Source organism: Algibacter pacificus, from assembly GCF_008033385.1.
GTDB classification, from domain to species: Bacteria; Bacteroidota; Bacteroidia; order Flavobacteriales; family Flavobacteriaceae; genus Algibacter; species Algibacter pacificus.
The window spans coordinates 82,425-102,944 of record NZ_VOGY01000004.1; the positions used below are offsets into that span (position 1 = coordinate 82,425).

17 protein-coding genes are annotated in these 20,520 nt (G+C 34.1%); 5 read left to right on the forward strand and 12 right to left on the reverse strand.

Annotated features, from left to right (window positions below):
- Positions 1–3: 3 nt before the first annotated feature.
- Positions 4–444, reverse strand: coding sequence for a large conductance mechanosensitive channel protein MscL (gene mscL / locus FQU21_RS07515; RefSeq protein ID WP_147677389.1), 441 nt, complete (start codon positions 442–444; stop codon positions 4–6).
- Positions 445–680: 236 nt separating this feature from the next.
- On the opposite strand from mscL, the gene FQU21_RS07520 reads away from it, so the two are divergent.
- The 3 genes from FQU21_RS07520 to FQU21_RS07530 all read left to right on the forward strand — a co-directional run bounded on the left by FQU21_RS07520 (position 681) and on the right by FQU21_RS07530 (position 2,652).
- Entirely contained in the window at positions 681–1,280 is a 600-nt protein-coding gene (locus FQU21_RS07520) for a SatD family protein (protein WP_147677390.1), read from the forward strand.
- The gene (locus FQU21_RS07525; RefSeq protein WP_147677391.1) at positions 1,277–1,996 is read left to right on the forward strand and encodes a DUF3307 domain-containing protein; all 720 of its coding nucleotides are present in this window, start codon (positions 1,277–1,279) and stop codon (positions 1,994–1,996) included. Before FQU21_RS07520 ends, FQU21_RS07525 begins: the two co-directional genes overlap by 4 nt.
- A gap of 119 nt (positions 1,997–2,115) precedes the next feature.
- Positions 2,116–2,652: a DUF3124 domain-containing protein gene (locus FQU21_RS07530; protein ID WP_147677392.1), complete on the forward strand. Its 537-nt coding sequence runs from the start codon at positions 2,116–2,118 to the stop codon at positions 2,650–2,652.
- Positions 2,653–2,685: 33 nt separating this feature from the next.
- Here the strand turns inward: FQU21_RS07530 and FQU21_RS07535 are convergent, their stop codons facing one another.
- Complete coding sequence (locus FQU21_RS07535; RefSeq protein ID WP_147677393.1) at positions 2,686–5,601, reverse strand: FAD-binding and (Fe-S)-binding domain-containing protein; 2,916 nt, start codon at positions 5,599–5,601, stop codon at positions 2,686–2,688.
- 113 nt (positions 5,602–5,714) lie between these two features.
- Between FQU21_RS07535 and FQU21_RS07540 the strand changes: the two genes are divergently transcribed.
- Together FQU21_RS07540 and FQU21_RS07545 are read left to right on the forward strand one after the other, a co-directional pair.
- Positions 5,715–6,194 (forward strand): outer membrane beta-barrel protein, encoded by a 480-nt coding sequence (locus tag FQU21_RS07540; protein ID WP_147677394.1) that lies wholly within the window; start codon positions 5,715–5,717, stop codon positions 6,192–6,194.
- A 185-nt stretch (positions 6,195–6,379) separates the two neighbouring features.
- The gene (locus FQU21_RS07545; protein ID WP_317130648.1) at positions 6,380–6,922 is read left to right on the forward strand and encodes a DUF2911 domain-containing protein; all 543 of its coding nucleotides are present in this window, start codon (positions 6,380–6,382) and stop codon (positions 6,920–6,922) included.
- A gap of 44 nt (positions 6,923–6,966) precedes the next feature.
- Here FQU21_RS07545 and FQU21_RS07550 read toward each other — a convergent pair whose 3' ends face one another.
- The 10 genes from FQU21_RS07550 to FQU21_RS07595 all read right to left on the reverse strand — a co-directional run bounded on the left by FQU21_RS07550 (position 6,967) and on the right by FQU21_RS07595 (position 20,520).
- On the reverse strand, positions 6,967–7,539 hold the full coding sequence (locus tag FQU21_RS07550; RefSeq protein ID WP_147677396.1) for a phosphatase PAP2 family protein: 573 nt from the start codon (positions 7,537–7,539) through the stop codon (positions 6,967–6,969).
- 55 nt (positions 7,540–7,594) lie between these two features.
- Positions 7,595–7,822: a hypothetical protein gene (locus FQU21_RS07555; protein WP_147677397.1), complete on the reverse strand. Its 228-nt coding sequence runs from the start codon at positions 7,820–7,822 to the stop codon at positions 7,595–7,597.
- Between the two features lie 14 nt (positions 7,823–7,836).
- Positions 7,837–9,213: an MATE family efflux transporter gene (locus FQU21_RS07560; RefSeq protein WP_147677398.1), complete on the reverse strand. Its 1,377-nt coding sequence runs from the start codon at positions 9,211–9,213 to the stop codon at positions 7,837–7,839.
- Between the two features lie 358 nt (positions 9,214–9,571).
- Positions 9,572–9,997, reverse strand: a complete 426-nt coding sequence (locus tag FQU21_RS07565; RefSeq protein WP_147677399.1) for a heavy-metal-associated domain-containing protein — start codon at positions 9,995–9,997, stop codon at positions 9,572–9,574.
- A gap of 20 nt (positions 9,998–10,017) precedes the next feature.
- Positions 10,018–11,790 (reverse strand): efflux RND transporter periplasmic adaptor subunit, encoded by a 1,773-nt coding sequence (locus FQU21_RS07570; protein ID WP_147677400.1) that lies wholly within the window; start codon positions 11,788–11,790, stop codon positions 10,018–10,020.
- 3 nt (positions 11,791–11,793) lie between these two features.
- Entirely contained in the window at positions 11,794–13,035 is a 1,242-nt protein-coding gene (locus tag FQU21_RS07575; RefSeq protein WP_147677401.1) for a TolC family protein, read from the reverse strand.
- Positions 13,036–13,059: 24 nt separating this feature from the next.
- Positions 13,060–16,845 (reverse strand): efflux RND transporter permease subunit, encoded by a 3,786-nt coding sequence (locus tag FQU21_RS07580; RefSeq protein ID WP_147677402.1) that lies wholly within the window; start codon positions 16,843–16,845, stop codon positions 13,060–13,062.
- 108 nt (positions 16,846–16,953) lie between these two features.
- Entirely contained in the window at positions 16,954–17,367 is a 414-nt protein-coding gene (locus FQU21_RS07585) for an HYC_CC_PP family protein (RefSeq protein ID WP_147677403.1), read from the reverse strand.
- Positions 17,368–17,569: 202 nt separating this feature from the next.
- Positions 17,570–18,094, reverse strand: a complete 525-nt coding sequence (locus FQU21_RS07590) for a DUF3347 domain-containing protein (RefSeq protein WP_147677404.1) — start codon at positions 18,092–18,094, stop codon at positions 17,570–17,572.
- Positions 18,091–20,520, reverse strand: a complete 2,430-nt coding sequence (locus FQU21_RS07595) for a zinc-dependent metalloprotease (protein ID WP_147677405.1) — start codon at positions 20,518–20,520, stop codon at positions 18,091–18,093. Before FQU21_RS07595 ends, FQU21_RS07590 begins: the two co-directional genes overlap by 4 nt.

Sequence of the window (20,520 nt, forward strand, 5' to 3'; positions counted from 1 at the left end):
ATTCTACTTAGATTTTAATAATTTATTTTGCTCTTCCATTAAATTGGTCAGCTTTGTTAAAAGCTCGATATCTTTAGGCGTTGTTACTGTTTTATCCTCAGAATCTTGTGCTTTATTACGTAATCTATTCATAAATTTTACCACAATAAAAATAGTAAAACCTATAATTAAAAAATCGAATAAAGCCTCGCCTAAAGCACCATATCCAATAGCGACTTGATCGGTTATTATTTTTCCCGAAGGATCTAAAACTGCTTCTTTGAGTATTAGGCGTTGATCTTGAAAATTAACACCACTAGTTAATAAGGTTAATGGCGGTAAAATGACTTTTTTTGCCAAAACATCGATAACTTTATTAAAGGCAGCACCTATAATAATCCCGACTGCCATATCCATCATATTACCTTTTACGGCAAACTCTTTAAATTCTTTAAATAACTTCATATCTCATTTGTATTATTTACAAATATATTAGTTTGAAATTTTAATTTTCTGCACTTTCAAAATTAAAGCTCTTAATATAATGGATAACGCACATATCTTTCAAATTATAACCTAATAGATAAATATTTTTAAATATTACCTTTTAAAGGAATAAAATTAAATATTCTATTTTAAAGGAATATATTTTGTTATAAAGAAGAAAAGTAATACATTTGATAAAGCAGTATAAAATTACAATGATTAGTATAATAACCGGAGATATTATAAACTCGAAATCTAGCGAACCAAAAAAATGGCTAAATACGCTAAAAGCCGTGTTAACCCAATACGGAAGCCAACCTACGCAATGGGACATTTTTAGAGGGGATAGTTTTCAATTAGAAACAAAACCAGAAGCGGCATTAAAAGCTGCTATTTTAATAAAATCGAGTATAAAACAATTCAAAAATATGGATGTTAGAATTGCTATAGGACTTGGAGAAAAAACATATTCATCCCATAAAATAACAGAATCTAACGGTACTGCTTTTATAAATTCTGGCGAATGTTTTGATGCTTTAAAGAAAACAACACTTGCTATAAAAACACCTTTTAATGCTTTCGACACACAAATTAATCTGATGTTTGAATTAGCTTTATTGACCATAAATAATTGGACACCAACCTCTGCCAAACTTATAAAAACAGCTTTAGAACACCCCGAATTCACTCAAGTAGAACTCGCTAATCACTTTGAAACGACGCAAAGCAACATTAGCAAAGGCCTAAAACGCGGTGGTTTCGACGAGATTTCAAAATTATTACACCATTACAACGCTCAAGTAAACATGCTATGATTATACTTTTCATAAAACTGATACTCGCTCATTTTATAGGAGATTTCCTTTTACAACCACAAAAATGGGTAACTCATAAAGAAACCTACAAACACAAGTCTAAATACTTGTACTTTCATGTATTGGTGCATTTTGCTGCGTTACTCATTGTTTTACAATTCAATTTTAAATACGGACTTGGGTTTCTCATTATAGTAGTATCACATTACATTATCGACCTTATCAAACTCAAACTAAACACAAAATCGAACGCCAGATTATTATTTGGATTAGACCAATTGGCCCATTTCATAATTATCGCCATTGTAGTGAGTATTTATAAACCCTATGCTTTAAACATCAACTCGTTATATAACCCCAAATTCTTACTCTTAATTACTTCTATCTTAGGCGTTACCGTGGTGTCAACTATTATTATGAAAATTGTAATTTCAAAATGGTACTTTAAAGAAGATAACAGCAACCTATCTTTACAAAATGCTGGCGCTTTTATCGGCATTCTCGAACGCCTTTTTGTTTTTGTTTTAATTATCTCGCACCATTGGGAAGGCATTGGCTTTTTAATAGCTGCAAAATCGGTGCTTCGTTTTAGTGATTTATCAAAAGCAAAAGATCGTAAACTTACAGAATACATTCTTATTGGCACCTTATTAAGCTTTGGTTTAGCGGTACTTATCGGAATTATCTACGAGTATCTTTTCACCTTAATGAGTTAAATTATTTTCTGAATTTTAAAACAAATAAATTTTCATTTTTTCAATAAAAAATAATAAACCAAACACCTTCTTTCAAGAAAAAAAGTTTATTTTAAACACTTATTAAAACACCCTTTTATATGTCGGCAAAACAACTAGTAATTAAAAGCAAATATCTAATCTTATTGATAAGTTTCATAAGTGTTTTTAGCTGCGATAGAACAAAGGAAATCAGCTCTATAAACACTGAAAACTGGACTAAACGCGAAGCAAAACTTAATGCAAACGACTCGCTAGAATACGGAAAATCGTACCTATCGATTTATTCGCAAATTTACAGCATGTCGGAACATAAAACCCATAACTTAACGTCTATGGTAAGTTTAAGAAACACGAGCGACACCGACACAATTTACATACTAAAAGCCAAATATTTTGACACCCACGGGAAGTTAGTACGCTCTTATTTTAAAGGTCATCCTATTTTCTTGGCGCCTATGGAAACCTGCGAAATTATTATCGACGAAATAGACAACACGGGCGGCACGGGTTCTAATTTTATTTTCGAATGGAAAACTCCTATAAATTGCCCAGAACCGCTTTTTGAAGGTATCATGAATTCTACCGTCGGGCAACAGGGTTTATCCTTCACCACACAAGCTAAACGTATTAAATAGTTCGGCTTCAAAAGCATCCTTATTTCTAAACTGTTAAAGTAAAGCTTCTCGTAAAATACTAACGGGGTGTTTCGCCCTACGTTTTGTTCCATCCTTTATTTGATGTCTGCAACTGGTGCCGTTTGCCGCTATTATCGTGCTTTCGGGTGCTTTTAAAACCGCAGGAAATAAGGTTTGATTTCCAATATTCATACTCACCTCATAATGTTCTTCCTCGTAACCAAAACTTCCTGCCATACCGCAGCAACCACTTGGAATAATAGTAACTTTATAATTTTTAGGAAGATTCAATACAGAAAAACTAGATAGCTGATTGCTCTGTGCTTTTTGGTGGCAATGCCCATGAAACTTAATCACTTTTGATTCTAATGTAAATTGTGCTGCGGTGATATGCCCCAATTCTATTTCTTTTTGAAGAAATTCCTCTATTAAAAACGTGTGTTTTGCTATCGCTTTCGCGGAAGATTTATCGTCTGCTAATTTTAAATATTCATCTTTAAACGTTAAAATCGCCGAAGGTTCAATGCCCACTAAAGGCGTCTCATTGATAATGATATTTTTATAAATAGCTACATTTTTATTAGCCACCGATTTGGCTTGTTCCAAAAAACCTTTTGATAAAAACGTTCGTCCAGATTCTGCACTTTTAACCATCTCAACCTTATAATTTAACGCTGTTAAAAGGGCGATGGCATCTTCACCTATTTCGGTATCTAAATGATTGGTAAATTCATCATTAAACAGGTAGATTTTTTTAATATAATTTTCTTCTACTAATTGTTCTTTAAAATCTGTATAAACTTTATTTAAACTTTTTCGTGAAATTAAAGGCAAGTTCCGTTCTTTAGCCACTCCAAAAGATTTTTTAAGTAGTGACGATGTCAATCTATTAGAAAATACAAAATTTGTAAGCCCAGGAAACACGCTTCCATAACCATTCAATTTATTATTAAAAGCAAATAACTTGGTCCGTAATGATGTGCCATTTTCTTTTTGATACTGATACAAAAACTCCGCTTTTAAACTCGCCACATCTACACTACTAGGGCATTCGCTGGAGCAGGCTTTACAGCTTAAGCATAAATCGAAAACCGATTTGAGTTCTTCATGATTGAACTTATTTTTTTTATCTGAATTTGTTAAAAATTCACGCAAGGCATTCGCTCGCGCTCTAGTGGTATCTTTTTCATTTCTTGTGGCACGGTAACTTGGGCACATAGTGCCTCCAAACTCTGGAAGTTTCCGGCAATCGCCCGATCCATTACATTTTTCGGCGGCACGCAAAATGCCTTGCGATTCCGAAAAATCGAGCATTGTTTTTATTTCAGGCTCTACCCGATCTACTTCATAGCGCAACGCTTTATCCATAGGAAAAGCATCCACAATTTTACCTTCATTAAAAATATTATTGGGATCAAAAAGTGATTTTACACGCTTTATTAATTGGTAATTATTTTCACCAATCATTAAAGGAATAAACTCGGCTCGAACAATACCATCGCCATGTTCGCCACTCATAGACCCCTTATATTTTTTTACTAAATGGGCAACATCGGTGGTTATTTTTCTAAATAACAGCACATCCTCACTTGTCTTTAAATTCAAAATAGGCCGTAAATGCAATTCACCTGCCCCAGCATGCGCATAATAAATAGCCTCTTGCTTATACCCTTTCATTAAGGCTGAAAATTCGGAAATATAATTAGCCAAATCGGGTAAAGCTACTGCGGTATCTTCAATACAGGCTGCCGATTTTTTATCGCCAATAATATTTCCAAGCAACCCTAAACCGGCACTTCGCAACTGGTTGGCTTTATCTATTTCATCGCCTTTTAATAAGGGCAATGCATAACTTAATCCCGTTTCAGCAATGGCTTCAACTAAATGACTTGCTAATATTTCAGCATCAGCTAAAGTATCCGCTTTTATCTCACACATCAAAATAGCTTTGGGATCGCCCACAATAAATTGTCTATTTTCCTCTTGTGTTTTATTCTGTTTTGTACAATCTAAAATGGTTTTATCCATCATTTCGCAGGTGTACAAATTGTGTTGCATGGTTAATTCCACCGCATTTAAGCAATTTTCAATACTGGTAAAATGCGCCGCAACCATAATAGATTCCTTTGGTGGTAACTTATCGAGTTTTAAGGTTATTTGAGTTGTAAAAGCCAAAGTTCCTTCACTTCCCGACAAAAGTTTACACATATTAAAAGGCTCTAAACTATTGGAGAACACATCGGATTTTATCAATTCATCAATAGCATATCCTGTATTTCTTCGGTGAATTTCTGGTTTTGGAAAGTTTGTTTTTATTTCATTTTGAACCGTATCTGATGCCAACTCCTCATAAAGTGTTTTATAAATTCGGCCTTCTAAAGAGGATGCTTTTGTTTTCTTCAGAAAATCTTCCGAAGATAATTCTCCAAAAACAGCTTCGCTACCATCACTTAAAATGGTGTGCATTTCCAAAACCTTATCGCGTGTTACTCCATATTGAATCGAGGTCGTTCCGGAGGAATTATTACCAACCATACCACCAATCATACACCGATTTGAGGTAGACGTGTTAGGACCAAAAAAAAGTCCGAACGGTTTTAAGTAATTATTTAAAGCATCGCGCACTACCCCAGGTTGTACGGTAATAGTTTGTGCTTTTTCGTCAAAATCTAAAATTTCAGTAAAATATTTAGAAACATCCACCACAATGCCTTTACCTACACATTGCCCTGCCAGCGATGTACCCGCCGTTCGCGGGATTAAAGACACTTTGTTAATCTTAGCGTAATTAATTAAGTGGATAATATCTGCTCGGTTTTTTGGGTAAGCCACCGCCAAGGGTAACATTCTATAAACCGATGCGTCGGTAGCGTAAATAGATTTTATTAAATTATCGAAAAGTAATTGACCCGATAACACTGATTTTAAAGCAATTAAAGATTTGTACATAAAAAATAGTTCATTCTATAAATATAAATACATTTTTGGCGTTATTTTTGCCTATTCCAAATTTAAAGTCTATTAAAACATTTCTTTAACATAAACATGAAATACATTAAACTATGAAAAAATTATTTTTATTATCCATTACTATATTAGGTTTTACCTTTGTATCCAATGCACAAGACATTGCCGATCACGCATTAGGTTTACGTTTTGGAAGTAGCGATGGTTTAGGCGCTGAAATTTCATACCAACATGCTTTAAGTGATAGCAACAGAATTGAAGGTGATTTAGGGTGGCGAAACAACGATAGCTACAATGCCTTTAAAATTACAGGTTTATACCAATGGGTTATGCCTATAGACGAGGCGCTTAACTGGTACGTTGGTGCTGGTGGAGGACTAACTTCTTTTTCTGGAAAAAATGGACTAAAAGGCACCAATAACACTGGTATTTTTATAGCTGGAGATATAGGTTTAGAATATGCTTTTGATTTCCCTCTACAACTATCTCTTGATTTTCGTCCAGAATTTGGAAGTAACGATTTTACAGATAATACTCTTTTCGATATTGCCCTAGGGGTTCGTTATCAATTTTAAAAAAATAAATTTCATTATTTAAGCGTCTTTTTTTAAGGCGCTTTTTTTATATAATAAATTCAAGTTAACAAAAAGTATTAAATATTTTATAAAATATACCAAAACCAAATAAATGTACGTTTGTAATTATTACTTTTAAAGTATCTTTGATACTGTAATTAATTACTCTTTAAATGAACAACTTTTTGAAACGTTTAATACTTATCCTTTTTGCTATTGCTTTAGGTTTATTTTTATATTCCACTTTTGTTGAAAACATTTTCGCGAAGCGCTTAAGCCCTAAAGACACCGTTAAATTCGAATTAAACGATTTAGAACTAAAAGTGTTTTACAATCGTCCATTTAAAAAGAATAGAAAAATTTTTGGAGGTTTGGTTCCTTACAATCAAGTTTGGAGAACTGGAGCAAATGAGGCCACTACTTTTGAAACCAACAAAGCACTTGAAGTAGCCGGCATGCCTTTACCCGCAGGAAAATACACCTTATGGACCGTTCCAAAAGATTCGGTTTGGACCGTAATTTTTAACTCGAAACAATACTCTTGGGGTGTCGATTCTGAAATGAAACCTATGTGGGATCCTAATTACGATGCATTAAACATAGAAGTTCCTGTACAGAATTTAAACAAACCGGTTGAACAATTCACCATTGCTTTTGATAATTCTACGGATAATCTATTTTTAACTATGGCTTGGGATGTGATTAAAATTTCTGTTCCGCTAAAATAAATTTAAACGTACTTGAAATCCTCGGCATGTACGTAGCCAATTATTTACTCGGTTTTAACAAACCGTTTCAATAAGTATTTTGCCTGTTTGTAGAAAATAAACCCAGAAAAGGCTCCAAAAGTTAAGCCACACAAAATATCTAACGGATAATGCACGCCAACATAAATGCGACTAAAGGCAACCACCAAACTCCAAAAAACCATAAAATAAATTAAATTTTTATAAAAAGGTTTTAACGTTAAGCCTGCAAAAACAGCTGCTCCCATAGTATTAGAGGCATGCCCAGAAAAGAAACCATACTTACCACAACGCACTGCTATAAAGCGCACACGATCTACTAAATCTTCCGCTCCACAAGGTCTCGGACGTTGAAATCCTCGTTTAAACACATTGGTAATTTGATCTGTAAACGTAACCATTAATGCGATAACAATAACAAAAACCAACATCGATTTTAGTCCAAATTTCTTATACAATAAATATAACAACACGGCATATAAGGGAATAAAAGTGAGCTTATCGGTAATCGTTAACCATAATCCATCCCAGGTCTCAGACCCTAAATTGTTTAAGAAAACAAATAATTCAGTATCGTAATGTAAAAGTTGATCTATCATTATAATTTATTTTGGCGTTACCACGACGGTTAGGGTTTTACTATTTCTACCTCAATTATTCGTCGTATTTAGCAATTTCTGCATCATAAAAAGCAGTCGCTTCTTTAATGGCATTTTCAGTTTCCATTTCTAATTCGGCTTGGTCTTCAGCATCAAAATCCTCAAACCATTCTACCTCATCATCTTCAAGGTTAATAATAAACCTAGGAAATTCGGTATGAATTACAAAAATAGCATTCGGATATTCCGTATTATCGCCTAATATAAATTTTGGTAGTGTCATGTTATGTTCTGTTGTTACTTGTTGGACAAAATTAACCTTTTTGATAAATAATTGAACCTTAAAAACAATAAAATAGAAGCAGTTGTTAAACCGGCTAATAAGCCAAGCCAAATTCCAAAACTTCCGTAAGCTTCTTCTTTTCCAAAAAACCAACTAATTGGGAATCCCACAATCCAATAGGCTATAAAAACTAAAATCATCGGGATTTTTACATCTTGTAATCCTCTTAAAGCCCCTAAAAACACGACTTGAATACTATCGCTTATTTGGAAAATAGCTGCTGCAACCATTAACTTAGAAGCGATACTTATTACTTCCGAATTATCGGCTAAATTTTTAAGATCATCTAAATCCACATATAATCTTGGTAAATAATCGTGTAATACAAAAAACATCAAGGCAAAACCAAACGCAATAATAACACCTAATAAAAAGATAGAAAATGCAATTCGTCTTAAATCGATATAGTTTTTTAACCCTTTCTGGTTTCCAACACGTATCATACAAGCTACGCTTAACCCCATGGCAACCATAAAGGTCATAGACGATAAGTTTAAAGCAATTTGATTTGCGGCCTGCGGATTTTTACCTAATAAACCACTTAGCCAAACTGCCGATGTAAAAATACCAACTTCGAAAAGCATCTGCATAGCACTTGGTGTTCCTAAATTGATGATTTTTTTAAGCATTAATTTATCCAGTACAAAAAACTTAATATTTGTAACAAAGCGCTTAGATTTCTTTTTTCCTTTTAATAAAAACCAGAGATACCACACCATTACAAATCTAGAAACTAAGGTACCATAAGCCGCACCAATTATACCCATTTCTGGAAAACCGAATTTCCCGAAGATTAGCAAATAATTCAAAACAACATTAATCACGTTACCTAAAATGGTAGCATACATGGGAAATTTAGTTAAGGATAACCCGTCGCTAAACTGTTTAAATCCTTGAAAAACAATTAGAGGAATAAGTGAAAACGCCACTAAATCTAAATATGGAATAGCCAATTCTACAACCTCAACAGGCTGCTGCATTAAATACATTAATGGTTTTGCGAAAAACACTAACAAAAACAACAAAATCCCTAAAACTGTGCATAAAAACAAACCGTGTTTAAACGCCGATTTTCCTTTTATAAAGTTTTTCTCGGCATCGGCTTCTGCAATTAATGGCGTTATGGCCGTTGAAAACCCAATACCCAGCGACATAGCAATAAACATAAAACTATTACCAAGCGACACCGCAGCAAGTTCGGCGGTTCCTAATTGCCCAACCATAACATTATCCATAAAGCTCACAAAAGTATGGCCAAGCATACCGAGCATTACAGGTGCGGCTAATTGCCAATTGTATTTAAATTCTTTAGTGTAGTTGGATAATTGCATGGCGCAAAAGTAATCTTATGCTTTGTTAGTTACAAGCAACGCACGAATGAAAATTCGATAAAAAAAGGCAACTTTATATTTCGTGCACCACTCAATATTGAACTTTATAAAATTGATCACTATTTTTCATGAAATTTCTAATAAAAAAACACCCAGATTTAATTATTTATAGACTACAAACTGTTAATAATAATTTTGTAATCTATGTTTTTACATCAATTTCCTTTCCTTGCGCACCGGAAAGCCCTACCAAAATAGTTTGAGCCAAGACAAGTGAAAAACTGAGTTTGAGTTGTGGAGAATAAAAAAGAGCCTTCCCAAAAAGACTCTTTGATTTTTGAGTTATTGTCCCCTGATTTTAATGATTAACGTCTTTTGTTTCAATAGATTGATTCATTACCATTCCGTGGTCGTATTTGCAACACCCAGGTAAACCATCATATGCTTCTTCATCACCTGCTACCTTTTCTGTATCGTAACCTGAAGCTGCGATTGCTTTATGAATTGCCAGTGCATCAGTTTTTGAATCATCAAAGGTCACATCAATTTTCTTTTTATCGACATCCCAATTCGCAGTTACAACACCATCAACACGATTAACTGCTTTTTCGATAGTACTCTTGCACATTCCGCAATTACCTCTAACCCCAAAAGACAGCTGTGTCATTGCCATCTCTTTTACCCCTTCTGTAGTTGTGGTTTCTGTTTCTTTTTTGGTTTCGTTTTTACAACTTGTTACACCTAATGCTGCTATTACAGCAATACTTAAAATTAGTCTCTTCATTTTTAAAAATTTAATTGTTATTATTCTATTACTTGTTTTACTTCACCACAGGTTAGCATGGCACTGCCAAAATATGGATTGATTACTTTTTCCTCTTTACTCAACCAATATGCACCTTTATTGTTATCTGCCATAGGGCAAAATTCTACATAGGCCTTTTGATTGACACCAAATAGTTGAACAGCATTAATTAGGCGTGATGACAAATGCTTGAAATGATCTCTTTGTGATTTTATATCGTGCGTTTCAGAAATTGAAGTTGCAGAAGATTTTATGTCGCCTTCTAATGACATCCAATGGTTATGCGCCTTATTATTTGATAACAATTTCATATCTACTTTGGTTAAATTGTTTAGTAAAGTTGAGGCGCTTGCTGAAGTATTTTTTGAATCTTCGCTTACTAATGCATTTTTTAAATTGATATACGCATTGTAAACACTATTTAACTGTTGTTGAAATTTCGCTGATACATCCAAACGCTTATTCATATTAGTGTGGTTCTCTTCTTTGTTAAGTGAATGGTTATCCATGCCTAAATGACCTTCGTGTCCAGTCAATACTTTAGCACTTCCTTTATTCATCATAGATTTTTTTCCTTGTAATTGTGCTGCGGCATCAACCGTAAATGTTCCGTTAGTTACTATTTCATTCCCAGCAAATATTCCTTCTAAAACTTCATATTCATTACCCATTTGATTGCCTAATTTAATTTCACGCATTTCAAAAACGGGTTGGTCTGGACTTGTTTTAAGGTATACTACAGAACGCTCTCCTGTCCATAACACAGCAGATTTAGGAATTGTTAATGCGTCATTGTTGTTTGCTGAAGCACCTTCAACATTTGCGGTTACAAACATTCCAGGTTTAAATACATCATCTTCATTACTTAAAACAACACGCAGGGTTACGGTTCTTGTTTTAGTGTTTAAAACAGGATCTATAAAATCGACTTTACCTTTAAACTCTTTATTAGGATAAGCATTGCTTGTTATCATAACTTGCTGCCCTTTTTTAAAGCGATCAATCTGGTTTTCATAAACATCAAAGTTTCCCCAAACTGTACTGAGATTGGCTAGTTTTAATAAAGGCTGACCTTGTTTGATGTAATCGCCTTGTTCCACCAATTTTTCGGTAACAGTTCCTGAAATGGTTGCATACACAGGAATGTTTTCTTTGACTTTACCGGTTTCTTCAATCTGATTAATTTGATTTTCAGAGAGTTTCCAAAGTTTTAATTTATTGCGTACTGCTTTGTATAAAGCAGGTTGCGATTCTTTTAATGAAGCTGCTATAATGAGTTCTTGTTGTGCTGCATACAATTCGGGTGAATAAATAGTTGCTAATAATTGTCCCTTACGCACTTCTTCTCCTGTGAAACTAATATTCAAACGTTCAATTCTACCTGAAAAGTAACTGACCTGAACGGCATTAGCTTCTTCGTTTTCAGTAATTTTACCAGATAGTTTTATGGTGTTGCCTTCTGCATTGCCTTTACCCACAATAGTTGTTTGGATATTAGCTAAAGCCATTGCATTTTCTGATAACTTAAATTGATCTGCCAACAAACCATCGCTTCCGCTTTCTGCAGGAATTAAATCCATTCCACAAATAGGGCAATCGCCTGGTTCTGGTTGCATAATTTGTGGATGCATAGAACAGGTCCACATTTTTTTGGTCACCTCTACTTCATCGTGGTGATGACTTGTTTCTTCTTTTGATGAATTACTAAAGAGTAGCCTGCCTAATAGAAGCCCCACAGTTAATATTCCAGTATAAATTATATATTTTTTCATAGTTTAATTGCTTAAATAATTTATTATTATTGTTTGAACATAATAACTCTTTATAGATTCTATTTGGTTCATTTGAAATTTTAGTTGCAATTCTTGAATATCCAAAACATCATTAAAATTAATGGTACCTGTTTCGTAACTTTTTAATAAAATACCTTCTGCATCTTTGGCTCGCTTTAGGTTTTTGGTTTGGGTAGCATAACTTATTCTTGCTGAAATACGCGCATTAATTGCCTTGTCTAAAAGTGTTTTTAATGAATTTAAACGTTCCTTTTTTTGAGCTGTAATTTCTTGCTGTTGCAACGCATTCTGCTTGGTTTTCGACTTATATTTCTTATTAAAAATTGGGATAGATACGGAAACTATTGGCATTACTATATCCTTTCCATTATCGCCGAATTCCATATTTGGTCTTTCAACAATATTGATATAATCTAAACCGAAACCAATTATAGGACTGCTTTCTTTTTGATTCAATAATTCTGATTGTTCTATGGATTGATAGCGTTTATCGTATTTTAGTAATTCTGGGTGTAAAGCTAAATTTTTAGTAGTGATTTCAAAATCTTCTGAAGGTATCATTAAACTATCGACCACATTGACCGCAACATCATTTTCCCTATTCAATAGGTTATTAAATTTAGTTTGTTCTGCTAAAAATTGTTGTTTTAATACCGCTTTTAATTGATGTAACTCGTTCTGTCGCATTTGTAATCGCAACACATCTACTGCGGAGGCTTTAGCAACCTCAACCGATGTTAATGCCAATGTTTCGTAGGTTTCTAATAATTTTATATTTCCGTTTAGCACCTCTTGTTTGGCTTTGTTAGCATATAGATTGTAATAACTCTGTGATACCGAAGCCATTAATTTTAGCTTTGCGATAACAATGTCTTCATATTTTACATTAGCTAATGAACCCATATAATTTTCTCGTGAAGTAATTGTACCAAACCACGGTAACATTTGTTTAGCCGATACTTTAAAACGTTGTGCACCTGTTCGTGTTTCAGGCTCACTCACAAAATAGCCTAAACCAAACTCGGTATTTGGAATGGTATTAACTTCGTTTACTTTTTCCGAAGCCCTTTTGTATTGTAGCTCGAACTTTTGAATTTCTGGATTGTTCGCTACGGCCTCATTAATTAAGGTTTCTAATTGTTGAGCACTTCCTTGAAAAGAAAAGAAAATAGAACAAAGAACAAAGCCTGGTTTTAGTATGATTTGATTAATATAGTTTTTCATTGTGATTCTTTTTTAGTCTAAAATCTATTCTCTTTTTTTCTCTTTTCTTATTAAAAAAAACTCTGCTTTCCAGCTAAACAAAACTGGTACAACAAACAAAGTGATTAAAGCAATAAGCATTCCTCCAAAACTTGGTATAGCCATAGGAATCATTATATCGCTTCCTCTGCCTGTTGATGTTAATATTGGTAATAATGCTAAAATGGTTGTAGCTGTAGTCATTAAACAGGGTCTGATACGTTTTTCTCCTGCTTCTACTATGGATGCTCTAATTTCTTTTTTATTATCTGGTGTATTTCTATCGAATGTTTGCGTTAAATAAGTTGCCATAACTACCCCATCATCGGTTGCAATGCCAAAAAGCGCAATAAACCCAACCCAAACTGCTACACTTAAATTAATAGGGTGCATTTGGAATAAGCCTCGCATATTTTCACCAAAGACATTGAAGTTAAAAAACCAATCTTGACCATAAAGCCATATCATTACAAACCCTCCTGCAAAAGCTACTGCAATACCTATAAATACCATTAGAGAGGTTGCTACCGAACGAAATTGGAAATACAGAATTAAAAAAATAATTGCCAATGCTAACGGAACAACAACCGATAAGGTTTTTTCTGCACGTAACTGATTTTCGTAAGTTCCTGTGAATGCATAGTTGATTCCTTTCGGAACTATCAACTCACCAGAATCTATCTTTTCTAGGATTAGTGCTTGCGCATTTTCAACAACGCTTACTTCTGCAAAATCATCTAATTTATCAAACAATACATAGCCTACCAAAAAGGTGTCTTCACTTTTAATAACTTGTGGCCCTTGTTCGTATCCTATAGTTGCTAGTTCGCTTAAAGGCACAGAACTTCCTTTTCCCACAGGTATATAAATCTGTTGTAAATCCGTTGGATTTGAACGTAATTCTCTTGGATACCGCACACGAACACCATAGCGTTCCCGACCTTCAACCGTTTGTGTTAATACCATTCCGCCAACAGCTACTTTTAATACATTTTGTACTTCTTCTATAGTTAGGCCATAACGTGCTATTTTCTCTCTATCAATATTAATAAGTAAATATGGTTTTCCTACAATTCGATCTGCAAAAACAGCTTCTTTTTTAACTCCTTCAGTTTGTTTTAAAATGTTTTCCAATTGGACACCAAACGCTTCTATTTGCTTTAAATCTTGACCTTTCACTTTAATTCCCATTGGTGCACGCATGCCTGTTTGAAGCATCACTAATCGGGTTTCAATAGGCTGTAGCTTTGGTGCAGAAGTGACACCGGGAAGTTTGGTAACCTTTACAATTTCATTCCAAATATCGTCTGGTGATTGAATTTCTGGTCGCCAATTGCGGTAGTATTTGCCATCCTTGTCGGGAATGAGCTGTTCCTTTCTGTTAATAGATTGCCACGCTTTATGTTCTGCATGCAATGACCTTCCGTTTTTTAATATAAATTCACCATCATCATTCACTTTATAGCGTTGTCGTTGTCCGTTCTCATTGAGCATATACTCTGTTTTGTACTGAATGATATTTTCATACATTGATAAAGGTGCCGGGTCTAAAGCAGATGCCGTTCTGCCTGCTTTACCAACTACGGTTTCAATTTCTGGAATACTGGCTACTGCCATATCCAATTGCTGTAAAACTCTTTTATTTTCTTCTACACCAGAATGAGGCATCGATGTTGGCATTAGTAAAAATGAACCTTCATTTAATGATGGCATAAACTCTTTGTCTGTATTCTTCATAATGAAAAACCCTCCAATAACAATAGCAGTTGGTACAGATAAAAACAATAATTTATGATCTAAACACCACGTTAAAATACGTGTGTAGTATTTTATAAATAATGAGAAAAAACCTAATAAACCAAAACATATAACACTTACAAAAATGAGATTCCAAAAAATGCTTTTATCAGCACCTAATGGTCTCCAATATTCGGCTAACAATAATACTATTGCTGATGCCGAAATAATGATATTAATAAAATTTATTGAAAGTGAAAAGTGAAAGGTGAAAGGTGAAAAGTGAAATTTGTTTTTTTCTAAAATCAGACTTAACAAAGCAATCGCACCAAAGGCTATTAATATTAATCCTAACCAATATCCGTAGATAATTGCAGCTATTCCTAATAGAATTAAAACGCCATTTAAAATATATTTAAAGTGTGATTTAACGCTTTTCTTTCTGAATAAATATGCTGCAAATGGTGGAATTAAAAACAACGCTACAATAATGGATGCTGTTAAAGCAAAAGTTTTTGTGAACGCTAGGGGTCTAAACAGTTTTCCTTCTGCTCCAATCATTGTAAAAACAGGGATGAAACTAATAATAGTTGTCATAACTGCAGTTACAATGGCTCCAGATACTTCTGCTGTTGCGTTATAGACTACTGTGTTTATGGGTAACTTTTTATGAAATTCCTCGTTGCTCATTCCTCGCTCTGTAGGAATGATATTATCATTTTCATCAAGATGACGAATAATGTTTTCTGATAGTATGACCCCAACATCCACCATAGTACCAATAGCAATAGCAATACCTGATAAAGCGACAATGTTGGCATCTACACCAAAGAGTTTCATAGCAATAAAAACCATTAAAACTGCAACAGGCAATAGTCCAGAAATTAGTACTGAAGCTCGAAGATTAAACACCATAATAATTATTACTAAAATGGTAATCAATATTTCCAGCGTTAAGGCTTCATTGAGTGTACCTAATGTTTCTTGTATCAGTTCTGTTCTATCATAAAACGGTACTATGGTTACTTGAGACGTTCTTCCATCTGCTAATACTTTTGAAGGTAGTCCAGTACTTAATTCTTTAATCTTCTCTTTAACATTATTGATAACTTCCATTGGGTTTGCACCATAACGTGCTACTACAACGGCTCCCACAACTTCAGCTCCTTCTTTATCTAGAATACCACGTCTTGTTGCAGGACCTAATGACACTTTACCTATATCTTTAATTCGTATAGATGTATAATCTTCTGAAGTGACTACTGCATTTTCGATGTCTGAAATGGATTTTACATACCCCAATCCGCGAACCAAATATTCGGCTTGATTGATTTCTAATGTTTGTGCACCAATATCTTTATTACTTTCCTTAACTGCTTTTACCACTTGGTTTAACCCAATATTGTATTGACGCATTACTTCTGGATTCACATCTACTTGATATTCCCGAACATAACCACCAATAGAAGCCACTTCCGAAACACCTCTTGCAGATGATAAAGCATACTTTACATAGTAATCTTGAATGCTGCGTAGTTCGTGTAAATCCCAACCACCAGTTACGTTACCGTTTTCGTCACGACCTTCTAAAGTGTACCAAAATATTTGTCCTAATCCTGTAGCGTCTGGCCCCAAAGCGGGATTAACACCTTCGGGCAATAAACTACTTGGTAAAGAATTGAGTTTTTCGAGAATACGACTTCTACTCCAGTAAAATTCTATGTCTTCTTCAAAAATAATATAGATACTTGAAACCCCAAACATAGAAGAACTCCGAATGGTTTTTACGCTAGGAATCCCCAATAAAGAAGTGGTTAATGGATAGGTAATTTGATCTTCTATATCTTGAGGTGAACGCCCCTCCCATTTGGTAAAAACGATTTGTTGATTTTCGCCTATATCTGGAATAGCATCTACAGCAACAGGGTTACTTGGTAAAAATCCTGTATCCCAATTGAAAGGAGCATTGATTGTTCCCCAACCTATAAATAGGACTAGTATTAAAACTGAAACGAGTTTATTCTCGATAAGAAATTTGATTGCTTTATTAAGCATATTTTTTGATAATTAAACAGTTAGACAAAGGTGTTATGACAACACCGGGTACAGCAAATTATCCTTATGGCATAAAGCCATAGGGTAACACAGTCTATTGTTTAAAAATCAAATTAAATAAGTCTCGTCAATCTTGAAGATTTGCCTGACGACGAGTGGCGGTTTATAATCTTTGAAAGAAGATACGCTTTTATCTAGATTTTCAAAAAGATTAATATATGTGTAAACAAATAAAGCAATGACCACCTGCTGTTCGAATGAAATTTTACCTGCTTGTAATTGCAGTTCGTCTTGTCCATTAACAACTATTTGCTCATCATCGCAACAACTTTTCTTGGTTATTGAACAACCATCTGTAGAAGGTTTTTCCATTTCCATTCCGCAACCTTTGGCTTTATGGAACATAGCAGTTTCTACTAAAGTATCTCCACAATAATGCATATCAATGGTGAACGACATTGTAGAGAATAACACTACAAAAGCCATTAATAAGGACATTATTTTATATAATACTTGGTTCATATTAATTGGAAAGGTCTAAAATTTACAACTATTAATTTTGTTTAATAGAAAATATGGTAGGAGGCTTTTAGAGCGCATTATAAAATTTAACATAAAGCTATTTACGGTAATATCTAAAGAAAACCGACGACCAAACTGCCGCCGGTTTAAAGACTAATTCAACTTTTATAATTTACTTGACAACATTTTGCTAAGCCATTTACTATTGTATAGTTGCCTTAACTTTCCCACAAGTCAACATGTTTTTGGGGTAGTATGGATTTTTTATTTCTTTACTATCGCTAACCCAAGTAACGCCAGTCATTGGGCATATTTGCTGATGCAGTGCCACATGATCGGCTTTTAGTTTTTCGGCAATTTCCCAAAATTTTACAGAAAGACTTTCAAAAAATATACGCTGATCATTTATGTTTGTAGTTTCGGCTAACTGAGACGCTAATTCTATAAGTTCTGTTCGTGTTTTTGTTGCCGTACTCATTTGGTCTAAAGTTAACTTTTTGAATTTAAACAGATCTATAGAATTTTTAAATTCTATAGCATGAGATATTGCTCCTTTACTATCAGATTGTAATAAATCTTCCTTTATTTTCAAATAATTATCTGTAATTTCCCGTTTAAGCACTTCTCGTTTTTCAACCAAATCTTTAGAAACTTCCTGACTAGAGGATAATTGAGCTTGTGAGTAACTGCATATACCTAAAGCTAAAGCTATTAATAAATTTTTCATATTGTTTTATTGATTTTTTTATTGATTTTTTCCATCTCTATTAAAATAAACTCTAAATGAGACTTGTTGATACCCTTTTCTCCTTTAATTAATCTATTAACTGTTTTTTTTAGTTCTATCAAATGCTCTCTTCCATATAAAACAACATCACTTCGCTGCGCTGTAGTTAATAATTTCCCAGGAGTTGGTATGAGTAAAGTTTCCATTTTTTCAAGATAGCTACGTTGAAGGCTTCGTCGATAAAAATCAAATTTTTCATCACCTTTAAATTTAACCCATACTGTTTCTTTTAAATTATTTAAAAATTCTGGAACCGTGCAAGCATCTTCGTATTGAATCGATTTCTGACTTAAATTATAAAGCATACCCGAGCTCAACAGCATTAATAAAACCTGATTTTGTTCCTCGGAGATTTGTTCACTTGCTTTTAAAGAAATTAATTGATCAATTTCCTTTGGGTACATCCATAAAGGCGCCTCAAATAGTTGTCTTCCTAAGTAATCAATGGCTTTTTTAACTTTTTCTTTAGGTATACCCTGATATACGGCACCACTTTGATCTACTGTTTTCTTTGTAATGTAATCGTTTCCAATGTATTTTAAAACGTGATACAAATATCTTCGGTATTGTTTTACTACTACTTTGTGCATATCAGACAGGTTATTATATGCATCATTGGGTTCGTAGGTCCAATTTATTAAATTCTCAGCAACACGCTTAAGGTTTTTAATCCCATAATCACTTGCCAATACAGCATCGTCGCCAAGGTCTTCCCTCTGACTTAGCGGGTTTCTATCTTTTCCTTCACCTCCAAACCATAATTTAGGGTTATTAGTTAAAGAATCTGTGGTCATTTTTAATAACAGGCCTTCTTCCTGAAACTCATCTTTAGCGTTTGGATAAAAGCTATAGCCCCATTTAACGGCCCATTTATCATAAATTCCTATTCTAGGATATATGCCTACAGGGCTAATACTATCTTCAGGTTGAGCCACGTAGTTAAAACGTGCGTAATCCATTATTGATACGGTATGTCCATTAGCTTCAACCCATTGCTTATCTCTAAGCTTTTCCACAGGTGTTGCAATACTAGCCCCCATATTATGGCGCAAACCTATAGTATGACCAATTTCGTGCGAAGACACAAACCGAATTAGTTGTCCCATAACCTCATCATCCAAATGCATTTTTCTTGCTCTAGGATCTATAGGTCCAGCCTGTACCATATACCATTGTTGAACGAGTTTCATTACATTGTGATACCAACCCACATGACTTTCAATAATTTCTCCACTCCTTGGATCGCTTATTCTTGGTCCGTAAGCATTTGGAGTTTCAGAAGCGTAATATCGAACTACCGAATAGCGTGCATCTTCTAGACTCATTGTAGCATCGTCTTCAGGCCATTCTTTTCCAATAATGGCGTTTTTAAATCCCGCAGCTTCAAAAGCTACCTGCCAATCATTGATTCCCGCTATTAAATAGGGTCTCCATTTTTTTGGTGTCGCAGGATCTATATAATAAACTATTTGTTTTTTTGGCTCTACTAGCTCGCCTTTAAGATACTTTTCTATATCCTCTTCCTTTGGTTCTAGACGGTAACGTTGAACGATTTGTTTTGATTCGGCTCGCTGCTGTTCATCGGAAAACAAAACATATTTGTTAGCAAAATACCCAACGCGCTCGTCAAAAAAACGTTTACGCATTGGTATTTTTGGTAACAACACTATAGAAGTATTCAATTTAAGCGTAATACTTCCTACAGAAGATAACGATTTTTTAAAAGTTTTAATGGTTTTAACCTCAACATTAATAGCATAAACATTTATATCTTCAATAAAAGATCTATCGTTTGCTTGCGATGATAATTTATGATCGGTCTTCTCCTTGTCTGATAATGAAAACACTGGATTATCCTTTTTAAAAGCATTGGTTACCTCAATAACTGTGTTACCTGTTATTGGGTTAATTGTTTTTATTGGAAAGGATTCAACTATTGGATTTTCGTTACTTCCAGCCAATGCTTTAGCTAGCATAGCATCTTCAGAGCGTACATCTTGTTTGTAGTGCAAAGCTCTTAAAAAAACATTGTTATTATTCCCTTTTTCAAAATAAATAGTTTGTTCATTAGCTTTTTCTCCTCCAAAACGCCCCATACCTTCTGGGGTTGACAGATACCTTGTTACGACCAACATATACCGATTAAATAAACTATCTGGTATTTGAAAGTATAATTTTTCGTCCACCTTACTAACAGAAAACAACCCCACTTTGGTCAAGGAATCGTTACTAATTATTTTACTATAAGGTTTAATACCTTTTTGTTGTGTACTATCGGGCTTTTTGTTTTGATTAGTTTGAGCCGTTAAACACTGTTGTCCTGAAATAAACAGGATTAGTATTAGATATACTAGCTTGTTGATCAT

Excerpts from the sequence above, each read along its gene's own strand:
- FQU21_RS07565 (WP_147677399.1), bottom strand. The coding sequence starts at position 9,997 with ATGAAGAGACTAATTTTAAGTATTGCTGTAATAGCAGCATTAGGTGTA.
- FQU21_RS07520 (WP_147677390.1), top strand. The coding sequence starts at position 681 with ATGATTAGTATAATAACCGGAGATATTATAAACTCGAAATCTAGCGAA.
- FQU21_RS07550 (WP_147677396.1), bottom strand. The coding sequence starts at position 7,539 with ATGATAGATCAACTTTTACATTACGATACTGAATTATTTGTTTTCTTA.
- FQU21_RS07560 (WP_147677398.1), bottom strand. The coding sequence starts at position 9,213 with ATGCAATTATCCAACTACACTAAAGAATTTAAATACAATTGGCAATTA.
- FQU21_RS07575 (WP_147677401.1), bottom strand. The coding sequence starts at position 13,035 with ATGAAAAACTATATTAATCAAATCATACTAAAACCAGGCTTTGTTCTT.
- FQU21_RS07540 (WP_147677394.1), top strand. The coding sequence starts at position 5,715 with ATGAAAAAATTATTTTTATTATCCATTACTATATTAGGTTTTACCTTT.
- FQU21_RS07595 (WP_147677405.1), bottom strand. The coding sequence starts at position 20,520 with ATGATCAACAAGCTAGTATATCTAATACTAATCCTGTTTATTTCAGGA.
- FQU21_RS07535 (WP_147677393.1), bottom strand. The coding sequence starts at position 5,601 with ATGTACAAATCTTTAATTGCTTTAAAATCAGTGTTATCGGGTCAATTA.
- FQU21_RS07580 (WP_147677402.1), bottom strand. The coding sequence starts at position 16,845 with ATGCTTAATAAAGCAATCAAATTTCTTATCGAGAATAAACTCGTTTCA.
- FQU21_RS07555 (WP_147677397.1), bottom strand. The coding sequence starts at position 7,822 with ATGACACTACCAAAATTTATATTAGGCGATAATACGGAATATCCGAAT.
- FQU21_RS07585 (WP_147677403.1), bottom strand. The coding sequence starts at position 17,367 with ATGAACCAAGTATTATATAAAATAATGTCCTTATTAATGGCTTTTGTA.
- FQU21_RS07590 (WP_147677404.1), bottom strand. The coding sequence starts at position 18,094 with ATGAAAAATTTATTAATAGCTTTAGCTTTAGGTATATGCAGTTACTCA.
- FQU21_RS07570 (WP_147677400.1), bottom strand. The coding sequence starts at position 11,790 with ATGAAAAAATATATAATTTATACTGGAATATTAACTGTGGGGCTTCTA.
- FQU21_RS07525 (WP_147677391.1), top strand. The coding sequence starts at position 1,277 with ATGATTATACTTTTCATAAAACTGATACTCGCTCATTTTATAGGAGAT.
- FQU21_RS07530 (WP_147677392.1), top strand. The coding sequence starts at position 2,116 with ATGTCGGCAAAACAACTAGTAATTAAAAGCAAATATCTAATCTTATTG.
- mscL (WP_147677389.1), bottom strand. The coding sequence starts at position 444 with ATGAAGTTATTTAAAGAATTTAAAGAGTTTGCCGTAAAAGGTAATATG.